This is a genomic window from Streptomyces sp. SAS_272, assembly GCF_052543235.1.
This window is the reverse complement of the sequence record NZ_JBMNDR010000003.1, coordinates 62,929-86,441: the sequence shown is the minus strand read 5'-3', so window position 1 is coordinate 86,441 and position 23,513 is coordinate 62,929. Positions and strand designations below refer to the sequence as shown.

At 66.5% G+C, this 23,513-nt stretch carries 27 protein-coding genes; 9 read left to right on the top strand and 18 right to left on the bottom strand.

What is annotated here, in order from left to right; all coding sequences use genetic code 11:
* The first annotated feature begins 126 nt into the window (after positions 1 to 126).
* From frr to ACN6LD_RS03570, 6 genes are all read left to right on the top strand, one after another.
* Positions 127 to 684 carry a ribosome recycling factor gene (frr, locus tag ACN6LD_RS03595; protein WP_057580535.1) on the top strand — a complete coding sequence of 186 codons (558 nt, stop codon included), beginning with the start codon at positions 127 to 129 and terminating at the stop codon, positions 682 to 684.
* A complete protein-coding gene (locus ACN6LD_RS03590; protein WP_319197092.1) occupies positions 684 to 1,886 on the top strand; it encodes a phosphatidate cytidylyltransferase in 1,203 nt (400 codons plus the stop codon). Before frr ends, ACN6LD_RS03590 begins: the two co-directional genes overlap by 1 nt.
* Before the next feature lie 264 nt (positions 1,887 to 2,150).
* Positions 2,151 to 2,507, top strand: a complete 357-nt coding sequence (locus tag ACN6LD_RS03585) for a hypothetical protein (protein ID WP_445042509.1) — start codon at positions 2,151 to 2,153, stop codon at positions 2,505 to 2,507.
* Positions 2,508 to 4,031 carry a hypothetical protein gene (locus ACN6LD_RS03580; protein ID WP_445042508.1) on the top strand — a complete coding sequence of 508 codons (1,524 nt, stop codon included), beginning with the start codon at positions 2,508 to 2,510 and terminating at the stop codon, positions 4,029 to 4,031. It begins immediately after the preceding gene.
* A gap of 59 nt (positions 4,032 to 4,090) precedes the next feature.
* Positions 4,091 to 6,247, top strand: a complete 2,157-nt coding sequence (locus ACN6LD_RS03575; RefSeq protein WP_445042507.1) for an ROK family protein — start codon at positions 4,091 to 4,093, stop codon at positions 6,245 to 6,247.
* The gene (locus ACN6LD_RS03570) at positions 6,237 to 7,388 is read left to right on the top strand and encodes a hypothetical protein (protein WP_445042506.1); all 1,152 of its coding nucleotides are present in this window, start codon (positions 6,237 to 6,239) and stop codon (positions 7,386 to 7,388) included. Before ACN6LD_RS03575 ends, ACN6LD_RS03570 begins: the two co-directional genes overlap by 11 nt.
* A gap of 10 nt (positions 7,389 to 7,398) precedes the next feature.
* Here the strand turns inward: ACN6LD_RS03570 and ACN6LD_RS03565 are convergent, their stop codons facing one another.
* The 15 genes from ACN6LD_RS03565 to ACN6LD_RS03495 all read right to left on the bottom strand — a co-directional run bounded on the left by ACN6LD_RS03565 (position 7,399) and on the right by ACN6LD_RS03495 (position 17,802).
* The gene (locus tag ACN6LD_RS03565) at positions 7,399 to 8,391 is read right to left on the bottom strand and encodes a hypothetical protein (RefSeq protein WP_445042505.1); all 993 of its coding nucleotides are present in this window, start codon (positions 8,389 to 8,391) and stop codon (positions 7,399 to 7,401) included.
* Entirely contained in the window at positions 8,388 to 9,329 is a 942-nt protein-coding gene (locus ACN6LD_RS03560) for a hypothetical protein (protein ID WP_445042504.1), read from the bottom strand. The genes ACN6LD_RS03565 and ACN6LD_RS03560 overlap by 4 nt, the downstream gene beginning before the upstream one ends.
* Positions 9,326 to 10,312: an ROK family protein gene (locus ACN6LD_RS03555; RefSeq protein WP_445042556.1), complete on the bottom strand. Its 987-nt coding sequence runs from the start codon at positions 10,310 to 10,312 to the stop codon at positions 9,326 to 9,328. The genes ACN6LD_RS03560 and ACN6LD_RS03555 overlap by 4 nt, the downstream gene beginning before the upstream one ends.
* Before the next feature lie 420 nt (positions 10,313 to 10,732).
* Positions 10,733 to 11,971 carry a tyrosine-type recombinase/integrase gene (locus tag ACN6LD_RS03550; protein ID WP_319197090.1) on the bottom strand — a complete coding sequence of 413 codons (1,239 nt, stop codon included), beginning with the start codon at positions 11,969 to 11,971 and terminating at the stop codon, positions 10,733 to 10,735.
* Complete coding sequence (locus ACN6LD_RS03545) at positions 11,971 to 12,168, bottom strand: helix-turn-helix transcriptional regulator (RefSeq protein ID WP_445042503.1); 198 nt, start codon at positions 12,166 to 12,168, stop codon at positions 11,971 to 11,973. The genes ACN6LD_RS03550 and ACN6LD_RS03545 overlap by 1 nt, the downstream gene beginning before the upstream one ends.
* Positions 12,165 to 13,544 (bottom strand): replication initiator protein RepSA, encoded by a 1,380-nt coding sequence (gene repSA / locus ACN6LD_RS03540; RefSeq protein ID WP_445042502.1) that lies wholly within the window; start codon positions 13,542 to 13,544, stop codon positions 12,165 to 12,167. Before repSA ends, ACN6LD_RS03545 begins: the two co-directional genes overlap by 4 nt.
* A complete protein-coding gene (locus ACN6LD_RS03535) occupies positions 13,537 to 13,722 on the bottom strand; it encodes a hypothetical protein (protein ID WP_319198357.1) in 186 nt (61 codons plus the stop codon). Before ACN6LD_RS03535 ends, repSA begins: the two co-directional genes overlap by 8 nt.
* Positions 13,723 to 13,807: 85 nt before the next feature.
* Positions 13,808 to 14,359, bottom strand: coding sequence for a GGDEF domain-containing protein (locus ACN6LD_RS03530; protein ID WP_319198355.1), 552 nt, complete (start codon positions 14,357 to 14,359; stop codon positions 13,808 to 13,810).
* Between the two features lie 91 nt (positions 14,360 to 14,450).
* On the bottom strand, positions 14,451 to 14,774 hold the full coding sequence (locus ACN6LD_RS03525) for a SpdD-like protein (protein WP_319198353.1): 324 nt from the start codon (positions 14,772 to 14,774) through the stop codon (positions 14,451 to 14,453).
* Positions 14,775 to 14,785: 11 nt separating this feature from the next.
* Complete coding sequence (locus ACN6LD_RS03520; RefSeq protein ID WP_319198351.1) at positions 14,786 to 14,944, bottom strand: hypothetical protein; 159 nt, start codon at positions 14,942 to 14,944, stop codon at positions 14,786 to 14,788.
* An 11-nt stretch (positions 14,945 to 14,955) separates the two neighbouring features.
* The gene (locus ACN6LD_RS03515) at positions 14,956 to 15,147 is read right to left on the bottom strand and encodes a mobile element transfer protein (RefSeq protein WP_319198349.1); all 192 of its coding nucleotides are present in this window, start codon (positions 15,145 to 15,147) and stop codon (positions 14,956 to 14,958) included.
* A gap of 22 nt (positions 15,148 to 15,169) precedes the next feature.
* Positions 15,170 to 15,844, bottom strand: a complete 675-nt coding sequence (locus tag ACN6LD_RS03510; RefSeq protein WP_445042501.1) for a DUF2637 domain-containing protein — start codon at positions 15,842 to 15,844, stop codon at positions 15,170 to 15,172.
* Positions 15,844 to 16,008, bottom strand: a complete 165-nt coding sequence (locus tag ACN6LD_RS03505) for a hypothetical protein (protein WP_445042500.1) — start codon at positions 16,006 to 16,008, stop codon at positions 15,844 to 15,846. The genes ACN6LD_RS03510 and ACN6LD_RS03505 overlap by 1 nt, the downstream gene beginning before the upstream one ends.
* 82 nt (positions 16,009 to 16,090) lie before the next feature.
* Positions 16,091 to 17,443, bottom strand: coding sequence for an FtsK/SpoIIIE domain-containing protein (locus ACN6LD_RS03500; protein ID WP_445042499.1), 1,353 nt, complete (start codon positions 17,441 to 17,443; stop codon positions 16,091 to 16,093).
* 2 nt (positions 17,444 to 17,445) lie between these two features.
* Positions 17,446 to 17,802, bottom strand: coding sequence for an SCO3933 family regulatory protein (locus ACN6LD_RS03495; protein ID WP_200735154.1), 357 nt, complete (start codon positions 17,800 to 17,802; stop codon positions 17,446 to 17,448).
* A 156-nt stretch (positions 17,803 to 17,958) separates the two neighbouring features.
* Between ACN6LD_RS03495 and ACN6LD_RS03490 the strand changes: the two genes are divergently transcribed.
* Both ACN6LD_RS03490 and ACN6LD_RS03485 read left to right on the top strand, forming a co-directional pair.
* Positions 17,959 to 18,690 (top strand): XRE family transcriptional regulator, encoded by a 732-nt coding sequence (locus ACN6LD_RS03490; protein WP_445042498.1) that lies wholly within the window; start codon positions 17,959 to 17,961, stop codon positions 18,688 to 18,690.
* Between the two features lie 34 nt (positions 18,691 to 18,724).
* On the top strand, positions 18,725 to 19,195 hold the full coding sequence (locus ACN6LD_RS03485) for an NUDIX hydrolase (protein ID WP_445042497.1): 471 nt from the start codon (positions 18,725 to 18,727) through the stop codon (positions 19,193 to 19,195).
* On the opposite strand, the gene ACN6LD_RS03480 is transcribed toward ACN6LD_RS03485, so the two are convergent.
* From ACN6LD_RS03480 to ACN6LD_RS03470, 3 genes are all read right to left on the bottom strand, one after another.
* On the bottom strand, positions 19,183 to 19,743 hold the full coding sequence (locus tag ACN6LD_RS03480; RefSeq protein ID WP_319195464.1) for an HD domain-containing protein: 561 nt from the start codon (positions 19,741 to 19,743) through the stop codon (positions 19,183 to 19,185). The genes ACN6LD_RS03485 and ACN6LD_RS03480 overlap by 13 nt on opposite strands.
* 486 nt (positions 19,744 to 20,229) lie before the next feature.
* A complete protein-coding gene (locus ACN6LD_RS03475) occupies positions 20,230 to 20,619 on the bottom strand; it encodes a hypothetical protein (RefSeq protein ID WP_319195466.1) in 390 nt (129 codons plus the stop codon).
* 264 nt (positions 20,620 to 20,883) lie between these two features.
* Positions 20,884 to 21,837 (bottom strand): DUF6414 family protein, encoded by a 954-nt coding sequence (locus ACN6LD_RS03470; protein WP_319195468.1) that lies wholly within the window; start codon positions 21,835 to 21,837, stop codon positions 20,884 to 20,886.
* Between the two features lie 383 nt (positions 21,838 to 22,220).
* Here ACN6LD_RS03470 and rlmN point away from each other — a divergent pair, with 383 nt between their 5' ends.
* Entirely contained in the window at positions 22,221 to 23,327 is a 1,107-nt protein-coding gene (rlmN, locus tag ACN6LD_RS03465) for a 23S rRNA (adenine(2503)-C(2))-methyltransferase RlmN (RefSeq protein WP_057580538.1), read from the top strand.
* Positions 23,328 to 23,513: the final 186 nt, after the last annotated feature.

Sequence of the window (23,513 nt, the reverse complement as noted above, 5' to 3'; positions counted from 1 at the left end):
CCCTGGTCGGGGGATGGACAATGTCCTGCCGGTCGGGAACCGTGCAGGAAGAAGACGCGACGCAGCCGGCCGCCGCCCCCGCAAGGATCCGCAGCCGGGCCTACTCAAGACACGCAGGAGCAAGTGGTGATCGAAGAGACCCTCCTCGAGGCCGAGGAGAAGATGGAGAAGGCCGTCGTCGTCGCCAAGGAGGACTTCGCCGCGATCCGCACCGGCCGTGCGCACCCGGCGATGTTCAACAAGATCGTCGCCGACTACTACGGCGCACCGACGCCGATCAACCAGCTGGCCTCGTTCTCGGTGCCGGAGCCGCGCATGGCGGTGGTGACCCCGTTCGACAAGACCGCGCTGCGCAACATCGAGCAGGCGATCCGCGATTCCGACCTGGGCGTCAACCCGAGCAACGACGGCAACATCATCCGCGTGGTGTTCCCGGAGCTGACCGAGGAGCGCCGCCGCGACTACATCAAGGTCGCCAAGGGCAAGGGCGAGGACGCCAAGGTGTCCATCCGCGCGGTCCGCCGCAAGGCGAAGGACGCGATCGACAAGCTGATCAAGGACGGCGAGGTCGGCGAGGACGAGGGCCGCCGTGCGGAGAAGGAGCTCGACGACACCACCGCGAAGTACGTCGCTCAGGTGGACGAGCTCCTGAAGCACAAGGAATCAGAGCTGCTCGAGGTCTGATGAACGACTCTTCCTGGGGCTCACCGCCGCACGCCGGACCGAGGGCCGGGTACTGGGGGCCCGTCGATCAGGGGCAGGGACCTGTCCAGGGGGCCGCCCCGGCGGGTCCCGCGTACGATGCGCCTGAGGCGCAGCAGACTCGCCCCATGCCCATCGTCCCCGACGTACCCGCACACGGCGGTCACCAGGATGACGACCGGGGGGCCGCTCGGCCGGGCGGCCCCCTGTTCCGCGACGAGAGCTACGGCGGCGCGCCCTACGGCACCCAGTCCTACGGCGATGCCGCCCACGGCAACGACACCCCGTCGGCACAGCCCCCTGCGGCGGTGCCGCAGAATCCGGAGCCCATGCCCGACGCCCCTCAGCCGGCGCCCGCACCGCAGAAGAAGAGCGCGGGCCGAGACCTGGGCGCGGCCATAGGGGTCGGCGTCGGGCTCGGCGTCGTGATCGTCGCGTCGCTGTTCGTCGTCAAGGCCGTGTTCGTCGGCGTGATAGCGGTCGCCGTCGTCGTGGGTCTGTGGGAGCTGACCAGCAGGCTGCAGGAGCGCAAGGGCATCAAGGCGCCGCTCGTGCCGCTCGCGGTCGGCGGGGCCGCGATGGTCGTCGCCGGATACGTCCGGGGACCCGAGGGCGCGTGGGTCGCCATGGCCCTCACCGCGCTCGCGGTGCTGGTCTGGCGCATGACCGAACCGCCCGAGGGCTATCTGAAGGACGTCACCGCCGGTGTCTTCGCGGCCTTCTACGTCCCGTTCCTGGCCACGTTCGTCGCCCTGATGCTCACCGCCGACGACGGCGCTTTCCGCGTCCTGATCTTCCTGCTCCTGACGGTCGTCAGCGACACGGGCGCGTACGCCGTCGGCTGGCGCTTCGGCAAGACCAAGCTCGCTCCGCGCATCAGCCCCGGCAAGACCCGCGAGGGCCTGCTCGGCGCGGTGTCGTTCGCGATGGTGGCCGGTGCGCTGTGCATGCAGTTCCTGATCGACGACGGCACCTGGTGGCAGGGTCTGCTGCTCGGTTTCGCCGTCGCGGTCAGCGCCACGCTGGGCGACCTGGGCGAGTCCATGATCAAGCGGGACCTGGGCATCAAGGACATGGGCACCCTGCTCCCGGGCCACGGAGGCATCATGGACCGGCTGGACAGCCTTCTGCCGACGGCGCCGGTGGTCTGGGCCCTGTTCGTCCTGTTCGCGGGTTCGGGCTGAGGCGGTGCCGTACGCCGCACTCTGGAGCCCCCGCCCCGGCGGGGGCTCCAGGCGTTTCGTAGCATGCCTCGCAGTGAGGAGGACGTATGTCCTCGCGTCGCGGGTCCAGACAGGGAATGCCCGGATACGACAACTCCTGAACGCCACTCTGTCCAGGGGGCACGCAGTATAGTGGCTAAGACGTCGATCCAGTTACCCTTCGTCATGTCGCGGTGACTCTGGGTCCGCGTGGGTGAGTCCTGAACTCCGAGAGGCGGAAGCACCGTGAGTATGACCCTCAGCTTTCCTCACCCCGTAGAGGGCAGTGTCGATATCTTCAGTGACGCGGACGTCGCGGTCGTCAAAGCTCACTGGCCGTTCGACCTCGAGACCGATGAATGGGTGGACATCACCGGTACTTTTCGAAGTGCAGATTTCGCCCGCGTCGTCGCTGATGCCACCGCGACGGCCGGTCCGCACACCATTGAATTAGAGCACGACCGACTCACGTTGGAGCGCCTGGGTGAGCGATTCATGTTCGACCTTTCCAGGGTGGGTGCAATGCCTAGGCGCTTGATTCTTGAATTTCCTCTCGAGTACTTGCACACTCTGGGAGAAAAGGCGACTCGGAGTGATGTCTGAATGAGCGGGACGTACAACTCGGCAAGCTATGTCGAAGACATTCTTCTTGCCGAGACGGGTTTTCGGGAGTATGACGCACGGTGGGTCATCCAGCCGACCGGCGACGGTACTCCTGTCGGGCTGAACTTCGTGGGGGCCCGAGTCCTCGGGCTTCACCTGGGTCGCTTCCTTGCTGAGGAACTCGATGCCGGTCGGCGCATCGTCGTGGGTCACGACTTCCGGAGCTATTCGGAGAACGTGAAAAATGCGCTTGTGGTCGGTCTGCTTCAAGCAGGTATGGACGTTGTGGACATCGGCCTCACGACGACGCCGGGCGCCTACTATGCGCAGTTCTCCTTGGATGTGGACTGTGTTGCCATGGTGACGGCAAGCCACAATGAGAACGGCTGGACCGGCGTGAAGATCGGCCACCGCAAGGCATCGACCTTCGGTCCGGACGAGATGCAGAAATTCAAGTCGTACACCCTCGCCGCCCAGGCTGCCGGCACGGAGGGCAGGTCGGGCTCCTACACGTTCAGTGACGGCGCCCGCGAAGCCTATCTCGACGGACTCGTCGAGGAGTGGGCGGACCGGTTCGAGGGCCTGCCACGCCTCAAGGTCGCGGTGGAGACGGGTAACGGCACAGCCGGCCTCTATGCGCCGGTGCTTCTGGAGCGCCTCGGCTTCGAGGTCGTTCCGGGCAATGTGGAACCCGACTGGACCTTTCCGAACTTCAACCCGAATCCAGAAAGTGTCCCCTTCCTCCGCGCGGTGGAGTCTCTGGTGGCTGGTAGCGGAGCCGATGTGGGGCTCTGCTTCGATGGAGACGGTGATCGTCTCGGCGTGGTCGACGACTTGGGCCGACTCGTCTTCGCCGACCGTGTCGGACTGGTGGTTGCCAAGTTCCTCGAGGAGCAGATCAAGGTAGCCGGACCCTTCGTCATCGACGTCAAGTCCACTTCGTTGTACGAGTCCGAGCTGGCCAGCGATATCGTGTGGGCGAAGACAGGACATTCCTACGTCAAGGCCGCCGTCGCCGAATCCGGTGCCGTCGCGGGATTTGAGCGAAGTGGCCACTTTTTCTTCGGTGAGCCACTCGGTCGAGGGTACGATGACGCCTGTGTCGCCGCCCTGGCACTGCTCTGGGCACTTTGCAGCGCCAAGGCTACCGAAAAGGACTGGAATCTCTCGGCGAAGCTATCGCTCCTGCCGAAGTCCTTTGCCTCTCCCAATCGGCAACCCTATGTCTCGGACGAGACGAAGTATGCCGTGGTCGACCAGATCGCTGCATACTTCGAGGAGAACCACCGGCTCGCAGGGCAACCCATCGCGCGGATCAACCGACTCAACGGTATTCGGGTGGAATTGGAAGACGGAAGCTGGTTGCTTGTGCGGGCGTCGTCCAATTCCCCTAATTTGGTGATCATCGCAGAGACGTTCGATGAGGACGGCGCGCTGCTCAAGGCCATCGACGCAGACGTCAGATCAGTCGTCGCCGCGACCGGGGTCGACATCGGCTCGTTCGACTCCCTGGCGGAGTTCTAGTGGATGGACCAGCTGCCTTAGCGTCGTGCCCTGCCGGGTTTACAGAGCACCCTCGTCAGGTGGTCTTGGACATCGGGGGAACGTGGTTTCGCAGTGCTGTGCGGAACGCGGACGGTTCCCTGACCGGCGCGACGCGTGTGCCGGCGGTCAACTATCTGAATCATCCAGGCCTGTCACAGGCACAGTTGCGCCAGCGACTCGTCGATTACGTGCTCGGTGAGTCGCACAGGCTGGGGGGTGGGAGCGTGAACGCGCCCCTGTCGGTCAGCATCTCTGTCGGTGCAGCAGTCAATGGGCACACAGGCGTCATACTTGGCTCCGGGCCCCTCTGGGGCCCAGGCTCGGAATCGTTTGATCTCACAAAGGCACTCTCCGCGGCGAGGGCCGACGTCCAGTGGTCCGTGATCAACGATGTGACCGCGCTGGCCACCTACTTTGCGAGCAGGGCTGCGTATCGCCATGCAAAGAAGATCAGTGTATTGACGATCAGTACGGGAATCGCCTGCCGGACGATCGAAGTGGCGAATCGGAGAGTGCCCCTGCACCCGCAACTCGGGATGCAGGGGGAGATCGGACACATACCGATCGATTTCCACGTCGCCGGACGTGCGCTGGACCTCCCCTGTGACTGCGGGGGTCCTTCCCACCTCAATGCCTACTGCTCAGGTCGTGGCATACCCCGTGTGATGGCCAGGCTGGCGTCCGCACTGGAACGACCAAAGTGGCTCGACCCCGCCCTGCTCCAAGATCCGTCGCTCTGGCCTGCCCTGCTCCTGGAGGGCCTCGCGACATCGGATCCGGCAGCGACCGAACTTCTGCACTCAGTCGTGAAGCCTGTCGCCCAGTCCATCGTCTCGCTGCTGACTGTCGACCCGGAAGTGACGCGGATCGTCGTCACCGGAGGCGTGCCGCAGTCTCTCGGCCATGCGTACCAAGACGCAGTGCATCGCACTTTGGAAAGACTTGGCATGTATATGATTACCGAGGCGGATCCGCAGTACTTCCGGACCACTGTGCAGTTCGCGGGCGTGGACGACTCGGCCGGACTGCTGGGCGCCGCACTCGCGACGAAGCCTTTGATGAGGCCCTCGTTCGGAGATCTCCTGTCTCACCGAACGCGTCGCATGGACGAGCAACAGTCGGTGGCGTACGAGGCTGTCTTGACCAGAGGCGGAGCGGCAAGGGCGCTCGTCCGCAGTCTCGCTTCGCTGGGGGCTGTCCGACCGGTCATCTTGGCTGACGCGGCAGTTTCCGAGATATACGGTCCCGAGTTGGTTGTCGAACTCGACGCGGCTGGGTTGCGTCCCCTTCTTCGCGCCGTGCCCTCGGGTGAGTCGGCGAAGAACTGGAAGGCGCTGGAACTGATTCTTCAGACGCTCGAGTCCGCTGAGGTCTCCCGTCGGCTGCATCCCGTAGTTGCACTGGGCGGCGGGGCGGTGCTCGATGCAGTCGGGTTGGCAGCAGGGTTGTACCGGAGAGGCGTTCCGTATGTGCGCGTGCCCACTTCTCTGGTCGGGCTCATCGACGCAGGGGTGGGGGCAAAGGTGGCTATCAACGAGTTCGGTCACAAGAACCGTCTGGGGCTGTTCTATCCACCCGTGAACACGATTCTGGACGTGAGGTTCCTCAATACCCTGCCGCACCGATTCATGATGAGTGGAATAGCCGAGGCGATCAAGATATCCGTCGTCGCTGACGAGACACTCTTCGACCTGCTGGAATTCGATGCGCATCGACTTTCCGATCCAGCTTTCTATCAGACCGAGAAAGGGCTTGAGGCGGTAGGCCGAGCAGCCGACGCCATGATGTCGTCGCTGTCCGGCAACCTATGGGAAAGGGGACTCGATCGTGCAGTCGATTTCGGGCATAGTGTGAGCTCCCTGATCGAGATGAGCGGTCTCTCAGTGACCCACGGCGAAGCGGTCGCAATCGACATGGCACTCACCCTAGAGATCGGCCGAGACCGCGGCATCACCCTGCCCGATGTCGTGGACCGAGTCATATGCTTGATCAAAGCGGTCGGACTCCCTGTCTACAGCGCTTCTGTGACAGCCGATCAGCTCTTCGAAAGCCTTGGTGAGACAGCCGCCCATCGAGGGGGGAGTCAACGATTTCCCTTGATCCAAGAAGTCGGACACGCACCCGTATTCGTCAGCGATGTGGAGCGCAACGAACTCAGAGAAGCGTGGTCCAGGCTCTCTGGTCATGGCGAGTGAAGGGCCGGGCGTGATGCGGCGACGTGCAAGACGGCTCGTCATGACCCCCGGGCATGGTGCGCTCACCTGCGAAGCGTTCGACCTCCCTCCACACGTTGACGCGCATCGCGTCGTGCAGCCCCTGTTCGTGGGCATCTGCGGCACGGACCTCGACATCCTCGCGGGCGGCCGCGACGACACCGCTCGGATTCTGGGGCATGAGGCGGTGGTGCAAGTTCCTGAGCGTCGACAGAGGAATGCAGTCGGCGAAGGGGCGCACGGAGGGCTCTACCTGGTCAACCCGGTGGATCCGCACGATCAGGACCGCATCGTCGGGCACAGCGAAGAGGGGATGCTGCAGGAGGCGGTATGCCTTTCAGAGGCGACGTCGTGGGCTGCGCGGTTAATCCCGGTGCGCACCGGCCTGGCCCCGCTGCTCGCCGTCATCTCGGAGCCTCTCGCTGTCGCGGTCTACAGTCTCGGGCTTCTCGGCGCTCCCGGAACCGTCACGCGGTTGCTGGTGGTGGGCGCGGGGCCGATGGGCGTGGTCACCGCTGTGGCGGCGCGCCTGCTGGGGGTTGCGGAAGTCGCGCTCGTGGACGGATCCGAGCGCAGAGTGCAGAGTGCGGTGGACAACGGATTCGTGGAAGAGGGTCTTGCGTCGTGCCCGTCGTCACGTCGCTTCCCCGCCGGTGCCGCCCTGTACAGAGGGTCCGGTCCGGATGCAGTGGCGCTGTGTGTGGGTAGAGGGCAACGACGTGAAGCGCTCGCTCAGGCCGTCGCTGTCGCAGGTGCCGGCGCTTGCATCGATCTGACCACGGGGTTCAGGCCGGGAGAGAAGATCAGTGAGATTCCGGATGTCGAACTGAATCTGATTCGTCGCCGCAACGTGTGCGGCAGCCCGCGGTCCGGACGGAGGTTCGAAGCGCGGACCCGCGAGGGGAAGATCATTTATCTCACCGGGCACCGCGGGACCTCGCCGGAGCACATAAGCCGTGCCATGGACATGCTGCTACGTCATCCTGACGTCTTCCGTCGGATCATCACAGACGTGGTGTCTGTGGAAGACGCTCCTCGAGCAGTCTCGGGAATTCTGCTGCAACGTAGGGATCCGAACACTGCGCCCTACCGCAAGCTGGTTGTGTCGCTGGGACCGTCATGACTGCTCCGCATCAGCGGTTGCGTGCCGCTCGCCAGGTCAGGATCAAGAATCCACGGAGGAAGGTGGCTCCACTTGCGAGAGCTGCAAAGAGGACGCTGACGGTGATGTTCCCGGCCCAGGTGTCGCCGTACGGAACTTTGGATTCCAGAAGTCCCGACTGGAGGAGAAGGAAGAGTCCGACGGCTACGACGAAAATGATGGCTGCGCACATCAGCGCTCGAACGCGCCGCTTGCTTTTCTCGGTCGTATGGAAATTCCGAATAGCGGTCCTGTGATTGCGGGCCCCGACCACCAATGATTCGATGAGGTCGTGAACATTGGACGAGGCTATGTACATCGTCGTCACGACCCAGAGGCCCAGGCCCTCGGACTTCACCAACATCACCGGGTTCTGTCGGTCTTCGGTATACAGGAGCGGGAGCCATTCCTTCGACCAGCTCTGAAAGGCCCCTGTGTACATCTTGGTCGGGTTGAGCTCTTCTATCGACCGCACACTCGTCGATCCCGGGGGGAACCAAGACGTTCCGGGGGGCTGGGAGTAGGCGGAGTGAATGGGGGCGGCGACCCCCTGGACAATCGGGTGTTCCCTGAGGCGAGCGTTGACTTGGACGGTCGAACCGAACGGGTAGGTTTCGCGCGCCAGGACGGCCATCTGGCCTGGGAAGAGGATGTCGTAGGCTCGCTGAGCCGGCCGCCATCGCTTGGGCTGATTTTCCATGATCACAACACCGCCCCGCCGCACGAATTGGATGAAGTGGTCGTCGTAGAAGGCGAGGATGTCCTGGGCGCGGTCCGCCGCGTACATGACCGCCCCGTCCAGTACGCACCAGTTGAATATGACGACGTCGTAGACGTAGATGTTGAAGAACAGGCGTGCTTCCATGTTCTCCTGAAGGCTGACAAGTTCGACCTGGAGATCAGGGATGGAGGTCAGTTGTTCATCCCAGAAGCATTTTCTTCGTCTTGCGGGATCCAGGTCGTCCACAATGACGGCCACCTTCATCCTCGGTCCTCGCCTTCGATGACGTCGAGCATCCTTGTGAGCATGTCGAAGTCTCCGACGGAGAGTACTCGGTCCGCTTCGACCCGGACGGCGGACTGCTCTCGGCGGCACAGGACGCCGAGGGTGGAATCGTAGATCTTGAGAGGAGTTTGGATGTCGGATCGGTAGGAATCGCCCGCAACGACGATGGAGAGCGACTGTAGAGGCGCGTCCAGGTCACGGGAAATGCCTGAGAAGACCAACTCGTAGAACTCTTTACTGGGCTTGTCGATCGGGTCCCCGATGAAGGATGATGCATAGTTGATGCCGTGATTGCGGAGATTGACCATCCGTTTGCGTTTGTCTTTGCGTGACGCTCGAGGGTCGTAGATGAACTGCCCGTTACCGCACTCACGATATCGAGCGTCGCTGGATGTCATGAGGTAAACGGGAATGCTGTGCGACGCCAGTCTTCGAGAGAGGCGGGCAGCGTCGGGGAACACGAACGGGTGCTCACGCATGTGATCCCAGTAACGATCGACGCAGCGGTTCAGCTCTTTCGCTGGGAGGCTTGCGCCGCAATCCTCGACGGCGATACGCAGGAGGATCTCACGACTGAACAGGCGTGTGATTCCCCACTTCTCCTGGATTTCGACCTGATGGATGCGGACTCGCGACTCGAGTTCCTTCACAGAGTTAAGCGCCGCCCTGCCAGCGGTTGGTACCTGTTGATGGAGCACCAGGAGTTCGTCGAACACCTCACGAAAGCGACGGGCCACCGAGGCGGCCAGGGAGGTCGTCATGCTCCCCGACAGTTCCGGCGCCAGAGACTCGGCTGCGTCGTGATGCATCGACTTGGTGTCGGTGAGGGTGTCGTCGACGTCGAGGAGCCATACGACGGTTCGATCGGGCATGGGGAGGGCGCGACTGATCCATCCCGGCATTTCTTCCGGTCTCATCGGGTGTCTCTTTCGACGGTGTGGCACAGGCGGAAGGAGTCCGAGGGTGCCGTGCCGCTCAGCATTCCGGCGGTCACGGCCGCACCGACAGCCCCCGTCAGCGGGCCGTGCGCGGCTACGCATACGCGTACTCGCCGGGCCGGGGCCGGGAATGAGTGCCGGGAGACGCCGGCTTGCACGGGATCGGTCAGTCGTCGCCCGAGGCTGGCTACGCCGCCACCAAGGACGACCAGCTCGGGATTCAGCACGTTCACCATGCCCGATACGGCTGTGGTGAGCGCATTCACCGCTTCTCGCAGCGCTCTCTCTGCGGCGGAATCCCCGTGACGCAATGCAGTCCGTAAATCAAGGTTCGAAGCGACTGCGGATGCGTCATGCGGTCTTGATTCATCGGCCTTCAATTCGGCGAAGCGCGCTCTGATGGCAGTACCTGAGGCGTACGCATTGAGACAGCCTTTGCTGCCGCAGTCGCACCGTCTGCCGGAAGGCTCGACGACGAGGTGGCCGATCTGCCCAGCGGTGCCGTCGCTGCCCCGCAGCGGTTTCCCATCCAGGAGAACTGCGCCGCCCACTCCTGTGCCCAACGTGAGGCAGACAAGGCAACGCGGACGCTTGTGCGGCCGCAAGCTGGCAAAATGTCCTAACGCAGCCATGGTGGTGTCATTGTCGACGGTGACGGGGACGCCGAGACGCGAGCCCAGCAGAGACTCGAAGTCGACGTCACGCCAGGCAGGCAGAATGATGGAATCCCGGAAGGTTCTGTCCGGCGCGATGAGTCCAGGCAGCCCCACTCCAACAGCATGCAGAGCATCGCGAGCGGAGTGCGTCGTCTCCAATAAGGAATCGATCAGTCGCCGGCATTGGCTCGCGGATTGCTCCGGAGGGGCCGAGCGATCCGTGGGCTCGACGGTATCGGCTAGAACTGTGCGACAGCCGGACATGAGAACAGCGGCAGTCTTTGTGCCGCCCACGTCGATCCCCACCGTCAGACGGCTGACCACCCGTACCCCCAGTCAAGAGGAACTTCCCGTGAAGGATAGCGGTGGCAGTCGATCGCGGGTAGAGAACAGTGGAGGTGTGAAGATATGGCTGGCGCGTGGCCGAGAGCGCACCAGCCGCGTGAGCCGTCTGATGACTCGAACCCCTATTGCCGAATGCTTGCGGGGGTGACGCTCTGCCGAGTGATCTTCGAGACCCTGTGCCGTCCGAGGAGGACAGGCGCTGCCTGCAGGTGACCACCCCCACCCCGCTCTGGCCTGGGGCCCCGGAGATGATCTGCGACACTGGTCGTGTTATGCCGAAGCCCGGAGAACTGATCTCCCACGGGCGCGAAGAGGCCCCCTACCAGCGGTTTTGTCGCCAGTAGGGGGCCGTCTTGTGCCCGGTGGGCCGTCCCTGGGCCGTCAGGGCTCCTGGGCCGTGCCGAAGACGTCGTCCAGGGCGCGGCGGGCGCGCTCGCTGCTGCTGGGCATCAGGTGGGCGTACACCCGCAGCGTCATCGCCGGGTCGGAGTGCCCGAGATACTCGCTTACCGCCTTGATGCTCTCGCCCGCGTCCAGGAGGACCGAGGCGTAGAAGTGGCGAAGCGCGTGCATCCCGTGGTGCCGGGCGGACGCGTGCCGCTGCCCAGGCTCGGGAGTCGGGATAAGGCCGGCCGCGGCAAGAGCGCGCTTCCACTCGTAGACATTGAAGTTGCTCCGCCAGACGAGGCCGCCGACTGTGTTGGTGAAAATCAGGCGCCGTTCGGTGAGCGGACCGTCCGGCCGGCCCCACGGCAGCTTGAAGCTCACGGGCGGATGACTCTTCATGTGCTGCCGCAGGACCGAGGCGACTGAGGACGGCAGCGGTACGTCCCGTTCCTTGTTGCCCTTGGGCGGAGCGAAGACCGCGACACCTCGGATGAGCTTGACCTGCGTGGTGACCCGCAGCGTGTCGCCGTCGAGCTGCACGGCGTCCTCCGACAGACCGATGATCTCGCCCTGCCGAAGACCGCAGCCACTGCCCACGGAGACCATGGCTCGGTACCGCTCGGGCAGAGCGTCACGGACCGCACGCACCTGGGACGGGAGCCATGGCACGACGCGAGCGGTCGACACGGCCGGCGGGCGGACGGATGCGGCCGAGCAAGGATTCCGGGCGAGGTGGCCGTCATCCACGGCCGCCGACAGCACCGCGCGGACGTTGGCGTAGATGTTGCGGGCGTAGCTGCCGCCTATCGCCGCGTCGTTCTCCAGATCGCGCACGAACTCGCGGATGTGAACTGGGCGAAACGACCCGAGCGGTCGCGTCCCGAGGCGAGGGAAGGCGTGCAGGCGTAGCCGGGTCTCCACTCCGATGCGGGTGTTCAAGTCGGTGGTCTGCCCCGTGATCCAGCGTTCCGCGTACTGCTGGAAAGTGGTGCGCGCGGCTTTGGGGTCTACGTACTGGCCACGGGTCATGTCGGCAGCCGTCTCGGCCAGCCACTCCTCCGCCTTGCGCTTCTGACGGTCGGGGAAGGACCGGCTCTTCTCGGTGCCGTCCGGCCCGACATACCGGGCCCGGTAGCGAAGGCCGCTGCCGTAGCGGTCGGTCTTCACCTTCACTGGCTTGCCGTCCGGACCCGACTCGGTCTTGTACCAGCGGTCTTGCACATGACCAGGCATCAGGCGGCCACCTCGGTCAGGCCGTCGACCCACTGGTGAAGCCGGACGGGGTCGTAGCGCAGGTGCCGGCCGACGCGGAAGGCCGGAGGACCTGTGCGCTTCCGCCGCCACTGGTACAGCGTTTCGACCGGAACGCCGAGCAGCTCCGCGACGTCTGCCGGGGTCAGGTAGCGCTCGGGGAGCATGGTGACGGTCATGCGGCGGCTCCTTCCAGGGCGAGCTGGTGGCGTAGGGCTTCGCGGGCGGTTTCGCGGTTGTGCTGGAGGTTGCGGGCGATGGTGGCGGCGAGCGCGGATTCGCCGGGGGTGTGGCCGTGGCCGGCGTACTGCCAGTCGGCCAGGACGAGGACGGTGTCCGGCTCGACGTCGTCCAGGCCGAAGGCGTCGTGTTCCTGGGCGGAGCGGTAGTCGGCGCGTGTCTGGCGGAGCGCGCCGAGGGTGGTGGAGTAGCGGCGGGACTTGGAGGAGAAGTGGCCGCGGAAGCCGAGCATGTGAGCCCAGGCCCACAGGCGGCGGTCGGGGTAAAGCGGGTCGAGTTCCTTGCACGCGGTGATGAGGCGGCGGGCGTGGTCGGGGACGCCGTGGCGGTCGAGTTCGGCGAGTTCGCCGATGCGGCGGTCCAGGGTGCCGGTGTTTTCGGCGGCCTTGGTGGCGTACTTGGCGACGTAGGAGGCGACGGCCTGCTCGGTGATGTCGGAGCCGTCGCCGAAGGCCTTGATCGGGCGTACGTCGAGCTGGGTGCCCCAGCGGAAGGTACGCGCGGGCTGGTCACCGGCGGCGGGGACCGAGACCGAGGTGTAGGAGTGGACGGCGGCGGCCTCGATGGCGTCGGCGAGGAGGCCGACCGTTGCCCAGGCCGGGGGCGGGGTGTCCGGTCCGTCGGGGCCGTCGATGCGGATGACGGCATGGAAGTGCAGGGCTCCGCGCTTTTGGAACTCGGCGACCTTGCCGTACGAGACCCGGGCGGCTTCCTTCAGCTCCCGTTGGGAGAGGCCGGCGCGGGCGGCGATCTCGCGGCGGAGCCGATTGGTGAAGCGCTGCCAGAGCTGTCCGGCGTGGTTGTTGAACAGCACGGCCGCCGCGTAGTCGTAGGTGGTGGGGTCGAGGGCCGTGCCGAGGGTGGGGTCGTCGGCCTGGTGGCGGGTGCCGCAGCGGCAGACGCCGTGGTCGGGGCGGTTGTGGACGCGGCCGAAGGAGGGGGCGGTGAGGGTGGCGAACACGCGCGGGTGTTCGCGGACGGTGGCGGGGACGTCGCGGCGGTCGTCTCCTGCGAGGCCGGCGCGGATCAGGTGGTAGGTGTCGCCCGCGTAGGTCCAGGCGCAGGACGGGCAGCGGGAGGCGCGGCGGTTGCCGCAGGCGAGGCGGAGGCGTCCGCCCGGCTCGTTCTCGGTGGAGTAGTGGTGCAGGGTCTCGCCGGTGGTCTTGTCCTTGGTGAGGGTCCAGCCGGTCAGGTGGATGGGGTCGGCGCAGCCGCCGGTGCGGCGGATCTGGTCTTCCCAGCGGGTGTAGTCGGACGCCGAAGCCACCCGCAGCAGGTCGCCGAGGGTGGTCGGGTCGAGCAGGGTGTCAGGCACGGGCGCCCTCGCGGTCGCGGCGGATGGGCGTGGTGCCGGTGCCCTGGCAGGCCGGGCAGTGCGCGGTGATGGTGCGCAGGTGGCCACGGTGGTCGCGGCCGCCGAGGGTGACGGCGACGGAGGCGAAGCTGTCGCAGGCCGGGCAGATCCTCGGCGGGGGCGAGCTGTGGTGGGCCATGATGGTGGTTCCTTTCGATTGCGGTTGGAAGGAACGGCCCCGGGTGGCGGCGTGCTTGGCGGCTTGTGCGCCACCCGGTGGCCTCTCAGCGAGTGGTGCGGGAGCTCCGGCGGCCACGTCCCTTGGCGGCGTACATGGCAGCGTCGGCAGAGGCGAGCGCATCGGTCAGGACGGGCACCGCCAGCTCGGCGACGTTGCAGACCCCGACCGAGGCGGCCAGGGGCAGCGGGACGCCCTCGTAGTCGAGCGGGCGGTGAAGCGCGGCGATCAGCTTGTCGAGATCACCGGCAGCCAAGTCCCGTACGACGGCGACGAATTCGTCTCCTCCCAGGCGGCCGGCGGTGCCGTTGTGTCCGCACCAGGTGCGCAGCCTGTCGGCGGTGGCTGCGAGGGCGGCGTCCCCGGCGGCGTGGCCGTGGGTGTCGTTGAGGGTCTTGAAGTGGTCGAGGTCGACCAGGAGGACGGCGGCGCGCGGGTGCCGGCGGATGAGGTGTTCGGCACGGGCGGTCCATCCGGCGCGGGTGTGCAGGCCGGTGAGCGGGTCGCGGCGGGCGGAGGCGAGGCGGCGGGCGAGGATGCCGCCGTGCACGGCCCAGCCGAGTAACGGCAGGATGCTCGCGGCTATGTGCGCTTCCATGCGGTTCTCCTTGGCGATGCGGTTGGCGTACCGGAACGCGGTCCCAGAGGCGGCGGCGTGCTTGGCGGCTTGTGCGTCGCCCCGGGACCCTTCAGCGGCGGTGCTGGGAGGAGATCAGCGAGCGGATGACCAGGGCGCAGACGGCGACCGAGGCGGCGGTGACGGCGACCGCCAGGAGCATCGAGACGAGAACCGTGCCGACGACCAGGACCACGGCGGTGCCGCCGCCGACCAGGGCGAGCACGGACCCCGGGGTGAGCTGCACCGTGGGCCGGGACGTCGAGGCCGGCGCGACCGGTGCGGTCTGGGCGGTCGGGGCGGGGGCGTGCTGGATGACGGTGGTCGGCTCGAGGACGGCGGGCCGGGAGACGAGTCCGGTCGGGGTGGGCATGGTGGGGATCTTGGGGCGGAGCATGGCGGGTCTCCCTACTTGGTGAGGGCGGTGTCGATGACGGGGGCGAGGAGGCTGTCGGCGATGAGGTAGCCGCCGAGGAGGAGCACCAGGACCAGCCAGAGGGGCGGGCGGAAGAGCTTGCAGCCGAGGTAGCCGACGGCGGCGAGGGCGAACCAGAGCGGGACCTGCATGGCGGTGTCTCCTAGCGGACGCGGCAGCGGTGGGTGCGGGCGGCGAGCTGGGCGGCGGTGCCGCTGGAGTAGTCGGCGGACCAGCCGCAGCGGTCGTTGGTGCAGACGGCGGCGTGCTTGGTGCGGCCGTTGCGGTCGCGGTGGGTGCCGATCTGCACGGGGCCGATCCGCATGACGGAGTGGAAGTTGTCGCGGGCGGGCACGGCAGTGGTTCTCCCTTCGGGGTCAGGCGAGTTGGGCGGCGATGGCGTCGGCGAGGTGGGGCGGGACGCCGAGGCGGGCGCGCAGGGTGTCGGTGTCGATCGGGCCGCCGGTGCGGGCGCGGTAGTCGTCGGCGACCTTGCGGGCGTGGTCGACGAGGACGGCGGGAACCGCGGGCGCCGGGTCGGCGGCCGGGAGGGCCGGGGGCTCTTCCACCGGGACGGGCGAAAACTCGGGCTCCAGTACGGGCACGGGCTCGGGGAGCGGCTCAGGGTCGGTGACGGGGTCGGGTTCCGGGGCCGGGGCGGGTGCCGGCGCGGTGGGTGTGTGGTGGTCGGCGGAGTGGGCGAGGAGGGTGCCGCCGAGGAAGGCGAGGGCGGGCCATCCGGCGATGCCCAGGCGCAGCAGGGCGGGCGGGTCGGCCAGGTCGAGGAACCCGGCGGTGGCCACGTTCGCGCCGAGGGAGGCGAACAGGGCGATGAGGAACCAGCACCAGGCCAGCCGGGACGGGCCCTCGGAGCGCAGTCGTCGCCAGGCGGCGACCAGGAGCATGTCCACGCTGATCGGGTAGGCCCAGGCCTTCCAGCCGTCCTGACCGGCAGCGGAGGCCAGGTCGTGCAGGTGGGCGAAGGACAGCGCTCCGGCGATGACGGCCTGGACCAGGACGGCGTCAACACGCAGGCCGTGGCGGGCGGCCATCAGGACCCCTCACCGGGCATGGCGGGCGGCTCGGGGAGCGAGGCGGCCAGGGCGGGGCTGACGGTGTCGACGAAGTCGAGGTCCGCGCCGGCGGTGTCGGCGTAGAGGGCGAGCTGGCCGAGGAGCAGGACGGTGCGGGCGAAGTCCTCGCAGTCGGGGCACATGACGGGGGTTCTCCCTTCATCAGGCATGGCAGGGGTAGGGACCTGGCGCGAAGCGGTCGCGCCGACCGTGGAGCGGGGTGGGTCAGGCCGTGGCGGGAGCGGCCTCGGCCAGCTGCTCGACCGGCGGGGCGGTGCCGGTCAGCTCGGGCCGGAAAGGCGCGAGTTCGGGCAGGTCCGGGGTGCGGTGGGCGTGCCGGTTGCAGGTGTTGACGGCCTGGCGCAGCGAGGTGTGCGGGGCGCGGATGCGGTGCCAGCCGCCGGTGGAGTCTCCGGCGATGGCGACCCCGCGCAGTTCGGCGGGGATCTGGATGGCGGCCAGGACTGCGTCCGGGGAGATGTCGCCGAAGGCCATCTTGGCGCTTGTCTCGTCGTTGACGCGGTGGGCGGTGCGGCCTGTGAGCTGGGCGCGGAGCATGGTGACGCCGTCGCCGAGTTCGGAGCCGAAACGCTGCCCGCAGATCTCGAGGTAGATGCCGGCCGCGCGGCCGAGCTGGGCGAGGCGGACCAGGGCCTTGATGATCCGGTCCCGGCGCGGGTCGCTCTTCTTCGTGGCCAGCGCGAGTTCGGCGACCTCGTCGACCAGGACCACGACCGGCACGGGCCGCAGGTGTTCGGGCAGGTCCCAGATGTCGGCGGCTATCTCCGCGTCCGCGATGGCCGAGGTGATGCGCTGCTCGGCACGGATGACCTGGTAGACGCCCTCCATGCGGGTCACGAGGGCGTCCAGCAGTTCGGCGGCGGTGTCGGGGTTGTCGGCGAGAGCGGAGAAGCGGCGGGCGAGGGGGAACAGCTCGACGCCCTGTTTGCAGTCGATGCCGACCAGGGCGACGTCCATCGGCGCGAGCCCGGCGACCAGGTTGCGCTGATAGACCGACTTCCCCGACTCCGTCGCCCCGAGGGTGAGGGCGTGCGGGACGGCGCGGTAGTCGCGGTAGTGGACCGAGCCGTCCTCGCGCAGGGCGACCGGGACGAGCATCGGACGGGTCTCGACGGTGGCGGGCATCTGCACCCGCTTGAGGACGTCATAGCCGGTCATCCGCACTTCCACGACCCCGGAGCGCAGCTCACGCGAGGTGACCCCGTACATCGAGAACGAGTGCCGAAGCCGGTCTGAGGAGGCGGCGACGTCGAAGGCGTCCTGTCCGGGCCGCAGTGCCAGCCGCAGGACCAGGCCGGTCCGGGTCGGCCGGACGCGCAGGATGCGGGGCGGCCGGCACTGCGGGACCTCCCGATTGGTGACCCGGGCCAGGGCCAGCCGCCAGCGGGAGGGCGGAACCGTCAGCCCGCAGGCGTCCATGACGGAGGCGTACCGGACCAGGACCCGCAGCGTGGCGAGGGTGACGCCGAAGGTCATCCAGTACCAGACGGGACGCCGCCACCGCAGGAGACCCGCAGCGGCGACGACCAGCACCAGCGCGACCGTGAAGACGGTCATGATCAGGCCGCCTTCGAGGACGCGGCAGCGGCGACCAGCGACGTGACGGCCACCGCGCGGAAGGCGATCCCGTGCCGCTTCTGACCGTTGAAGTCGTTCTCCCACGGCCGGGCGACCAGGCCCGTGAGCGCGACCGGCGTACCCATGGCCAGCTCGCCCGAGATACCCGGCTCCGGGACCGCGATGGACAGGATCTCCACCTCGTCGTTCGCCGCGAACATCACGTCCACGGTCATCATCTTCGCGCCGGTCTCCATGTCGGTGGCGATCTCGCCGGTCCGGCGGTCCTTCACCTTCGGCTGGGGGGTCTTGGCGACCATCACGGTCGCGGCGGAGGTGTCCACGGGGATCTGACGCATCGTCTTGTCTCCTGCTGTAGCGGGTTCTTGACCGACTCCCGTCGGTCAGATCAGGAGACCGCGAGAGGGGGCGGACGCATCACGGCCCGTGTGGACGTTTGGGGACGTCTGAGCTATCGTCAAAACGTCCCCGAGGTGTCCCAGGAAGGGCAAGCCATGGCGAACGAGCGTCTGCGCGCGGCGATTTCGGCGAAGGGCGAGACCATCCAGTCCGTGGCTCAGCACGTCGGGGTCGACCCCAAGAGCGTGGAGCGCTGGATCACGACCGACCGCACGCCGCATCGAGGGCACCGCTGGAAGGCCGCGAGCTACCTCGGCGTCGACGAGGTCTACCTGTGGCCGGCCGTCGAGAAGCAGGCCGAGACGGCGAGCACGTCCGAGCTCATCACGTACTACCCGCACAGGGGCGCGGTGCCGGCCGCGTTGTGGTCATCGCTCATTGAGAAGGCGGCGGACCAGGTGGACATCCTCGTGTACGCGGGGCTGTTCCTCTTTGACAACCATCCCGACCTCCCGTACGAGCTGGCCGAGAAGGCCAAGTCCGGGGCTCAGGTGCGCGTCCTCCTCGGTGACCCGGAGTCGGAGATGGTCCGCCAGCGCGGGGAAGAGGAAGGCATAGGGGACGACCTGGCCGCACGCGCCCGGATCACTCGGCGCTACCTCGATCCCGCGATGAAGACGCCTGGCGTGGAGATCCGGCTGCACGACACGATCCTCTACAACTCGATCTATCGCTTCGACGACGACGTGCTCGTGAACCCGCACGTGCTCGGAGCTCCCGCCGGACAGAACCCGGTACTGCACTTCCGCTACATCCCTGGCGCCCGCACGTTCCGGCACTACATGCGGAGCTTCGACTACACCTGGGACCGAGGGCGGCCCGCCTAGCTCAACTGCGGGCCCGTCGTGCGAGGCTGGAGGCATGGCCCGCGTCGACTACATCAACGATCCGAACGCCCCGAAGGCAAACAGCATCGTCCCCTCGGTCACAGCCGTTGCGTGCAACGAGGCTGGAGAGGTGTTGCTCATCCACAAGACCGACAACAACCTGTGGGCCCTGCCGGGTGGCGGCGTCGACGTCGGTGAGTCTGTCGCGGACGCAGCGGTGCGCGAGACCAAGGAAGAGACGGGCTTCGACGTCGAGGTGACGGGCCTGGTCGGCCTCTACACCGACCCCGGCCACGTCATGGCCTACGACGACGGCGAAGTGCGTCAACAGTTCTCGATCTGCTTCGCGGCCCGCATCACCGGGGGCGAGCTGCGCACCAGCAGCGAGAGCAAGGAAGTCGCGTTCGTCGACCCGAGCAGGCTGGACGACCTGAACATCCACCCGTCCATGCGCATGCGTATCGAGCACGGTTTGGCCGGCCAGGCAGAGCCCTACATCGGCTGATGAACCATACGGGCACGCGTCCGCTCGACAGCGCCCTTGAGGTACGGCCGCGCGTTGCTGATCGCGTTGTGCACTTCGCTGCCCGGCTCGTAGCGGACGAGGATCTCGTCGATGCGGGTGTCGAAGTCGAAGGACTGCCCCGCGGGGCCGGTCGTCATGTCGGCCATGATCAGGGCGTCCAGGACCGGCGAGTCTTCACGCTCGTAGACTGCCAGCTCCGCCGTGAGGCCGCGTTGCTCCGCCTCGTACACGGCACCGGAGTGGTGGGCGACCAGCCGTACGAGACGTGCCGGCGCACCCAGCGTTTCCAGATGACGCGCGCCGTCGATGGGGTGGAAGCCGGTGTCACGCAGCTCGGGGGCGTAGCCGATGTCGTGCAGCCACGCGGCGGCGACGAGGAGATCCCGATCAGCCTCAGACACAGCCCCGGCGATCTCTTGCGCCCGAGCAGCCACGGCCTGTGTGTGCAGCCAGCGGTTCCCGAGCGGAGGCAGCAGGGACTCGGCGAGCTCCGCAGCCCCTTGGGGCGTGTCCAGTGCAGAAGGCATGGATGGAACGGTATCCGAGACGAGTACGGAGCCGACAGGCCTCGATCGAGCGGTTCGTGATCACGGGCGCGGTAGAACTTTCCCTACATCATCAAGAGCCCGCGCACGGCGCGGGCGCGCGCCGCCTCTGCGGCGCGGCCTGCCTCCTGTCTGCGCCCCGGCTGGCCGCGCCCGGCGGCGCGCTACGTGCTGCGGGCGGAAGCGAGGAAGTCACCCGCAGGTCAAGGACATGCCTCCGGCGGGGGCGCTCAGGCTCCAGGATGGCAGGGGCACCGTTCGCGAGTGCCGGCCGTGAGTGGCTGATGCGGGAGCTCTCATCCCGTCTGCCGTCGACCCAGGCAGAGCCGAGCAGTCGCGGCCCAGGGCGTCAAGGTCGTTCGTACAGTGGCGCGCTCCACCTTGACGCCCTGAACCACGCCCGCTCCACGGTGTATGGGTCGACGGCAGACGGGATGAGAGCAGGTTGCGGTTGGTTGGAGTAGGCCGTCAACCACCTGTCACAACGGGAACGATCACCGCTGCAACGGCAGACAGCAGGCCTCCAACAGCCAGAACACCATTGAACTTCTCTTTGGCCGTGGGGAACACGGAACGGCTCACGTCTCCGACCTTGCTGCGCAGGACAATCAGCTTGAGTTTCTGCCACCTGTGTTGGCGGTTGCGACACCCCATCAATACCCCGTAGGCGTTGTTGCGGCAGTAGGTCCGCCCGTCCCTGTTGACTGCTCCGCACCAGACTGGCACTTGGAACGAGGCATAGGCCGACACCGCGACCGACAGAGCCACAATGACTGGTAGCGACCATTGTTGGCTCCAGGCAACGATCAACGCCGCAACCGCTATGTATCCCCAGTACAGACGCACCGCTTTCCCCATGGGTACGCAGAGTAGCGGCACATGCGCGGAACGAACAGAGATGATCCAGACAGGACTGTGCGCGCCTCATCCATGCCCGTCGCGTCCGGAGGTGACGGGCGTAGGCGAGTATGCGCGACAACCCCTGGGCCGAATCACCTGGTCAGGAGTCGTTTATGTGTGGTGGGTGTGGAGTTTGGCTCATGGTGACATCGATGCCACGAGCGGTTTCAAGATCACTTCGGTCTTGACTCGCCTATGAATCGCACCGTCCTGGGTGGATTTTTAGACGAAGATGGCCATGGGCAAAATTTGTACCGCCGGATGGTTAACGACCGGGTCGTTGGATTGCGTGGCAAACCCGGGAATGCTCGTCACTGAGCTCGCGAAATTATCCTCGCCCATTTTGCCCATTACGGTTCGGCGGGTCAGGTTGATGGATTCGCCCTCACGAAGCACGCGGGTGACCTTGCCGAGGACGATGAAGTCGCCCGAGCTAAGCTTTTCTGCGACAGTGCTGTTGTAGTACTCGGAAGCGACTGTCAGGACAGCTTTAATGCCTGCTGAGGTTTCAAGTACGACATCGTGAATCGGAGAAGATTCCAACTCTTCTTTCATCTTCTTGAGGATTCTGAATTCGATGCTTTGATCAATCTCGTTAAATTGCTCAACGATCTCGGCAAGTGGGTTCGGTTCCGGCTGTGCAGCCTGCTCGCGGGTCTGCGGGTTGCCTGAGCGGCGGTTCGCTGAGCGTTGGGTTCGAGCCCCAGTGACGCCTTGGGACATCTCCTCCATGTAAGCCATGATTTGGCTCATCATTGCCAGGGTTTCCTCAAGTGGATTCCCGGTGTAACGGCCCGACAGTTTGACGAAGTCTCCGGGCTTTACACTTGCTAGCTCCTCGCGGCTTTCCAGAACCTTTATCGCGCCGTCCTCTTGCAGGAATCCGTACAAACCATTAAATAGGCTCGCGGCGGTGTGATGTCGTGCGACCCGAGTCTCTGCGGTTTCTCCGGTGTGTCCCCCGGTTTCGGCGTTCAATGACGCTTCAAGCCCAAGTAGGGCCCCCAGTGAGGGCAGTTTCATCTTTCCCGAGCCGCCGACTTTATTGTCTCTGCTCTTCTCTCGTTGGAGAGTCTCTTCGCTGGTGACGTAGACGCCGCCCTCCAAGTAGGCGAGAAAGCTGACCATCATCTGGACATCAAGGTAGAGAGGGTGCGCTAGCTGGTAGTCGGCCATACCGTAGAGGTAGCACGCGCCAGGTGATCGAGGAATGACTTCCCGGAAATGGATAGACGCGGCCTGGGGATCTGATAAAGGCATGGCAGGGGGCGGGCAGGCTTGCGCGACGACATGGCACAGGGATGACTTTGGTGGTGAGGTGCCCCTGTGGCCGTTGAGGGGGCCATACCTGACTGGTCACCGTTGCCTTGTGAACCCGGCTGTTCTCACGGTCCACCACGCCCGCTATCGCGTGCCACCGATTCGCAGCCCTCGAGCCCCCTGGGCCGTCCCTGGGCCGTGCGAGGTCGACCAACGCCGACAGTCGGTACCCGAGGGTGACCACCCCCACCCCGCTCTGGCCTGGGCCCCCGGAGATGATCTGCGACACTGGTCGTGTTATGCCGAAGCCCGGAGAACTTACATTCGTCGCCCCCCGCGGAGCCCAGAAGCCGCCGCGGCATCTTGCCGATCTCTCGCCCGCCGAGCGGAAGGAGGTCGTGGCGGAGGTCGGGGAGAAGCCGTTTCGCGCCAAGCAGCTCTCGCAGCACTACTTCGCGCGCTACGCGCACGACCCGGCGGAGTGGACCGACATCCCCGCCGGTTCCCGCGAGAAGCTGCGCGAGGCCCTGCTGCCGGACCTGATGTCGGTCGTGCGGCATCTGTCGACGGACCAGGGGACCACGCGCAAGACGCTGTGGCGGCTGTTCGACGGCACGCTCGTGGAGTCGGTGCTGATGCGCTACCCGGACCGGGTGACCATGTGCATCAGCTCGCAGGCGGGGTGCGGGATGAACTGCCCGTTCTGCGCGACCGGGCAGGCGGGGCTCGACCGGAACCTGTCCACCGCCGAGATCGTGCACCAGATCGTCGACGGGATGCGCGCGCTGCGGGACGGGGAGGTCCCCGGCGGGCCGGCGCGGCTGTCGAACATCGTGTTCATGGGGATGGGCGAGCCGCTCGCCAACTACAAGCGGGTCGTCGGAGCCGTGCGCGCCCTCACCGACCCGGCGCCCGACGGGCTCGGGCTGTCCCAGCGGGGCATCACCGTGTCGACGGTCGGGCTGGTGCCGGCCATCCACCGGTTCGCCGACGAGGGCTTCAAGTGCCGGCTGGCGATCTCCCTGCACGCCCCCGACGACGAACTGCGCGACACGCTCGTCCCCGTGAACACGCGGTGGAAGGTGCGCGAGGTGCTGGACGCAGGGTTCGAGTACACCGAGCGGTCCGGCCGTCGTCTCTCCATCGAATATGCGCTGATCCGGGACATCAACGATCAGGCCTGGCGTGGTGACCGGCTCGGCCGGCTGCTGCGCGGCAAGCCCGTGCACGTGAACCTGATCCCGCTGAACCCGACCCCGGGCTCGAAGTGGACGGCGTCCCGGCCCGAGGACGAGAAGGCGTTCGTCGAGGCGATCGCGGCGCACGGGGTGCCGGTCACCGTCCGGGACACCCGTGGTCAGGAGATCGACGGCGCCTGTGGTCAGCTCGCGGCCACGGAGAGGTAATCTGGCCACGTCACATCGTCAGATTCAGACATCTTCATATTCCGACAGGGGAGCGCCACAGCGCTGAGAGTGCGGCAACCGGGCCGCAGACCCTCTGAACCTCGCCCAGGTCATTCTGGGTAGGAAGTTCGGTCATCACTCGAGCTGTTGCGCCCTGCCCGGGGTCCCGCGCGGACCCCGGGCAGG

What these genes read in the sequence shown, in the direction of transcription:
- ACN6LD_RS03545 (WP_445042503.1), bottom strand. Translation starts at nt 12,168, where the DNA reads ATGACCGTCACCATGCTCCCCGAGCGCTACCTGACCCCGGCAGACGTC.
- ACN6LD_RS03495 (WP_200735154.1), bottom strand. Translation starts at nt 17,802, where the DNA reads ATGCGTCAGATCCCCGTGGACACCTCCGCCGCGACCGTGATGGTCGCC.
- ACN6LD_RS03480 (WP_319195464.1), bottom strand. Translation starts at nt 19,743, where the DNA reads ATGCCTTCTGCACTGGACACGCCCCAAGGGGCTGCGGAGCTCGCCGAG.
- ACN6LD_RS03525 (WP_319198353.1), bottom strand. Translation starts at nt 14,774, where the DNA reads ATGCTCCGCCCCAAGATCCCCACCATGCCCACCCCGACCGGACTCGTC.
- ACN6LD_RS03560 (WP_445042504.1), bottom strand. Translation starts at nt 9,329, where the DNA reads ATGAGACCGGAAGAAATGCCGGGATGGATCAGTCGCGCCCTCCCCATG.
- ACN6LD_RS03490 (WP_445042498.1), top strand. Translation starts at nt 17,959, where the DNA reads ATGGCGAACGAGCGTCTGCGCGCGGCGATTTCGGCGAAGGGCGAGACC.
- ACN6LD_RS03485 (WP_445042497.1), top strand. Translation starts at nt 18,725, where the DNA reads ATGGCCCGCGTCGACTACATCAACGATCCGAACGCCCCGAAGGCAAAC.
- ACN6LD_RS03535 (WP_319198357.1), bottom strand. Translation starts at nt 13,722, where the DNA reads ATGGCCCACCACAGCTCGCCCCCGCCGAGGATCTGCCCGGCCTGCGAC.
- ACN6LD_RS03470 (WP_319195468.1), bottom strand. Translation starts at nt 21,837, where the DNA reads ATGGCCGACTACCAGCTAGCGCACCCTCTCTACCTTGATGTCCAGATG.
- ACN6LD_RS03565 (WP_445042505.1), bottom strand. Translation starts at nt 8,391, where the DNA reads ATGAAGGTGGCCGTCATTGTGGACGACCTGGATCCCGCAAGACGAAGA.
- ACN6LD_RS03520 (WP_319198351.1), bottom strand. Translation starts at nt 14,944, where the DNA reads ATGCAGGTCCCGCTCTGGTTCGCCCTCGCCGCCGTCGGCTACCTCGGC.
- ACN6LD_RS03505 (WP_445042500.1), bottom strand. Translation starts at nt 16,008, where the DNA reads ATGTGCCCCGACTGCGAGGACTTCGCCCGCACCGTCCTGCTCCTCGGC.
- rlmN (WP_057580538.1), top strand. Translation starts at nt 22,221, where the DNA reads ATGCCGAAGCCCGGAGAACTTACATTCGTCGCCCCCCGCGGAGCCCAG.
- ACN6LD_RS03500 (WP_445042499.1), bottom strand. Translation starts at nt 17,443, where the DNA reads ATGACCGTCTTCACGGTCGCGCTGGTGCTGGTCGTCGCCGCTGCGGGT.
- ACN6LD_RS03510 (WP_445042501.1), bottom strand. Translation starts at nt 15,844, where the DNA reads ATGGCCGCCCGCCACGGCCTGCGTGTTGACGCCGTCCTGGTCCAGGCC.
- ACN6LD_RS03570 (WP_445042506.1), top strand. Translation starts at nt 6,237, where the DNA reads ATGGCGAGTGAAGGGCCGGGCGTGATGCGGCGACGTGCAAGACGGCTC.
- ACN6LD_RS03475 (WP_319195466.1), bottom strand. Translation starts at nt 20,619, where the DNA reads ATGGGGAAAGCGGTGCGTCTGTACTGGGGATACATAGCGGTTGCGGCG.
- ACN6LD_RS03530 (WP_319198355.1), bottom strand. Translation starts at nt 14,359, where the DNA reads ATGGAAGCGCACATAGCCGCGAGCATCCTGCCGTTACTCGGCTGGGCC.
- ACN6LD_RS03550 (WP_319197090.1), bottom strand. Translation starts at nt 11,971, where the DNA reads ATGCCTGGTCATGTGCAAGACCGCTGGTACAAGACCGAGTCGGGTCCG.
- ACN6LD_RS03590 (WP_319197092.1), top strand. Translation starts at nt 684, where the DNA reads ATGAACGACTCTTCCTGGGGCTCACCGCCGCACGCCGGACCGAGGGCC.
- ACN6LD_RS03580 (WP_445042508.1), top strand. Translation starts at nt 2,508, where the DNA reads ATGAGCGGGACGTACAACTCGGCAAGCTATGTCGAAGACATTCTTCTT.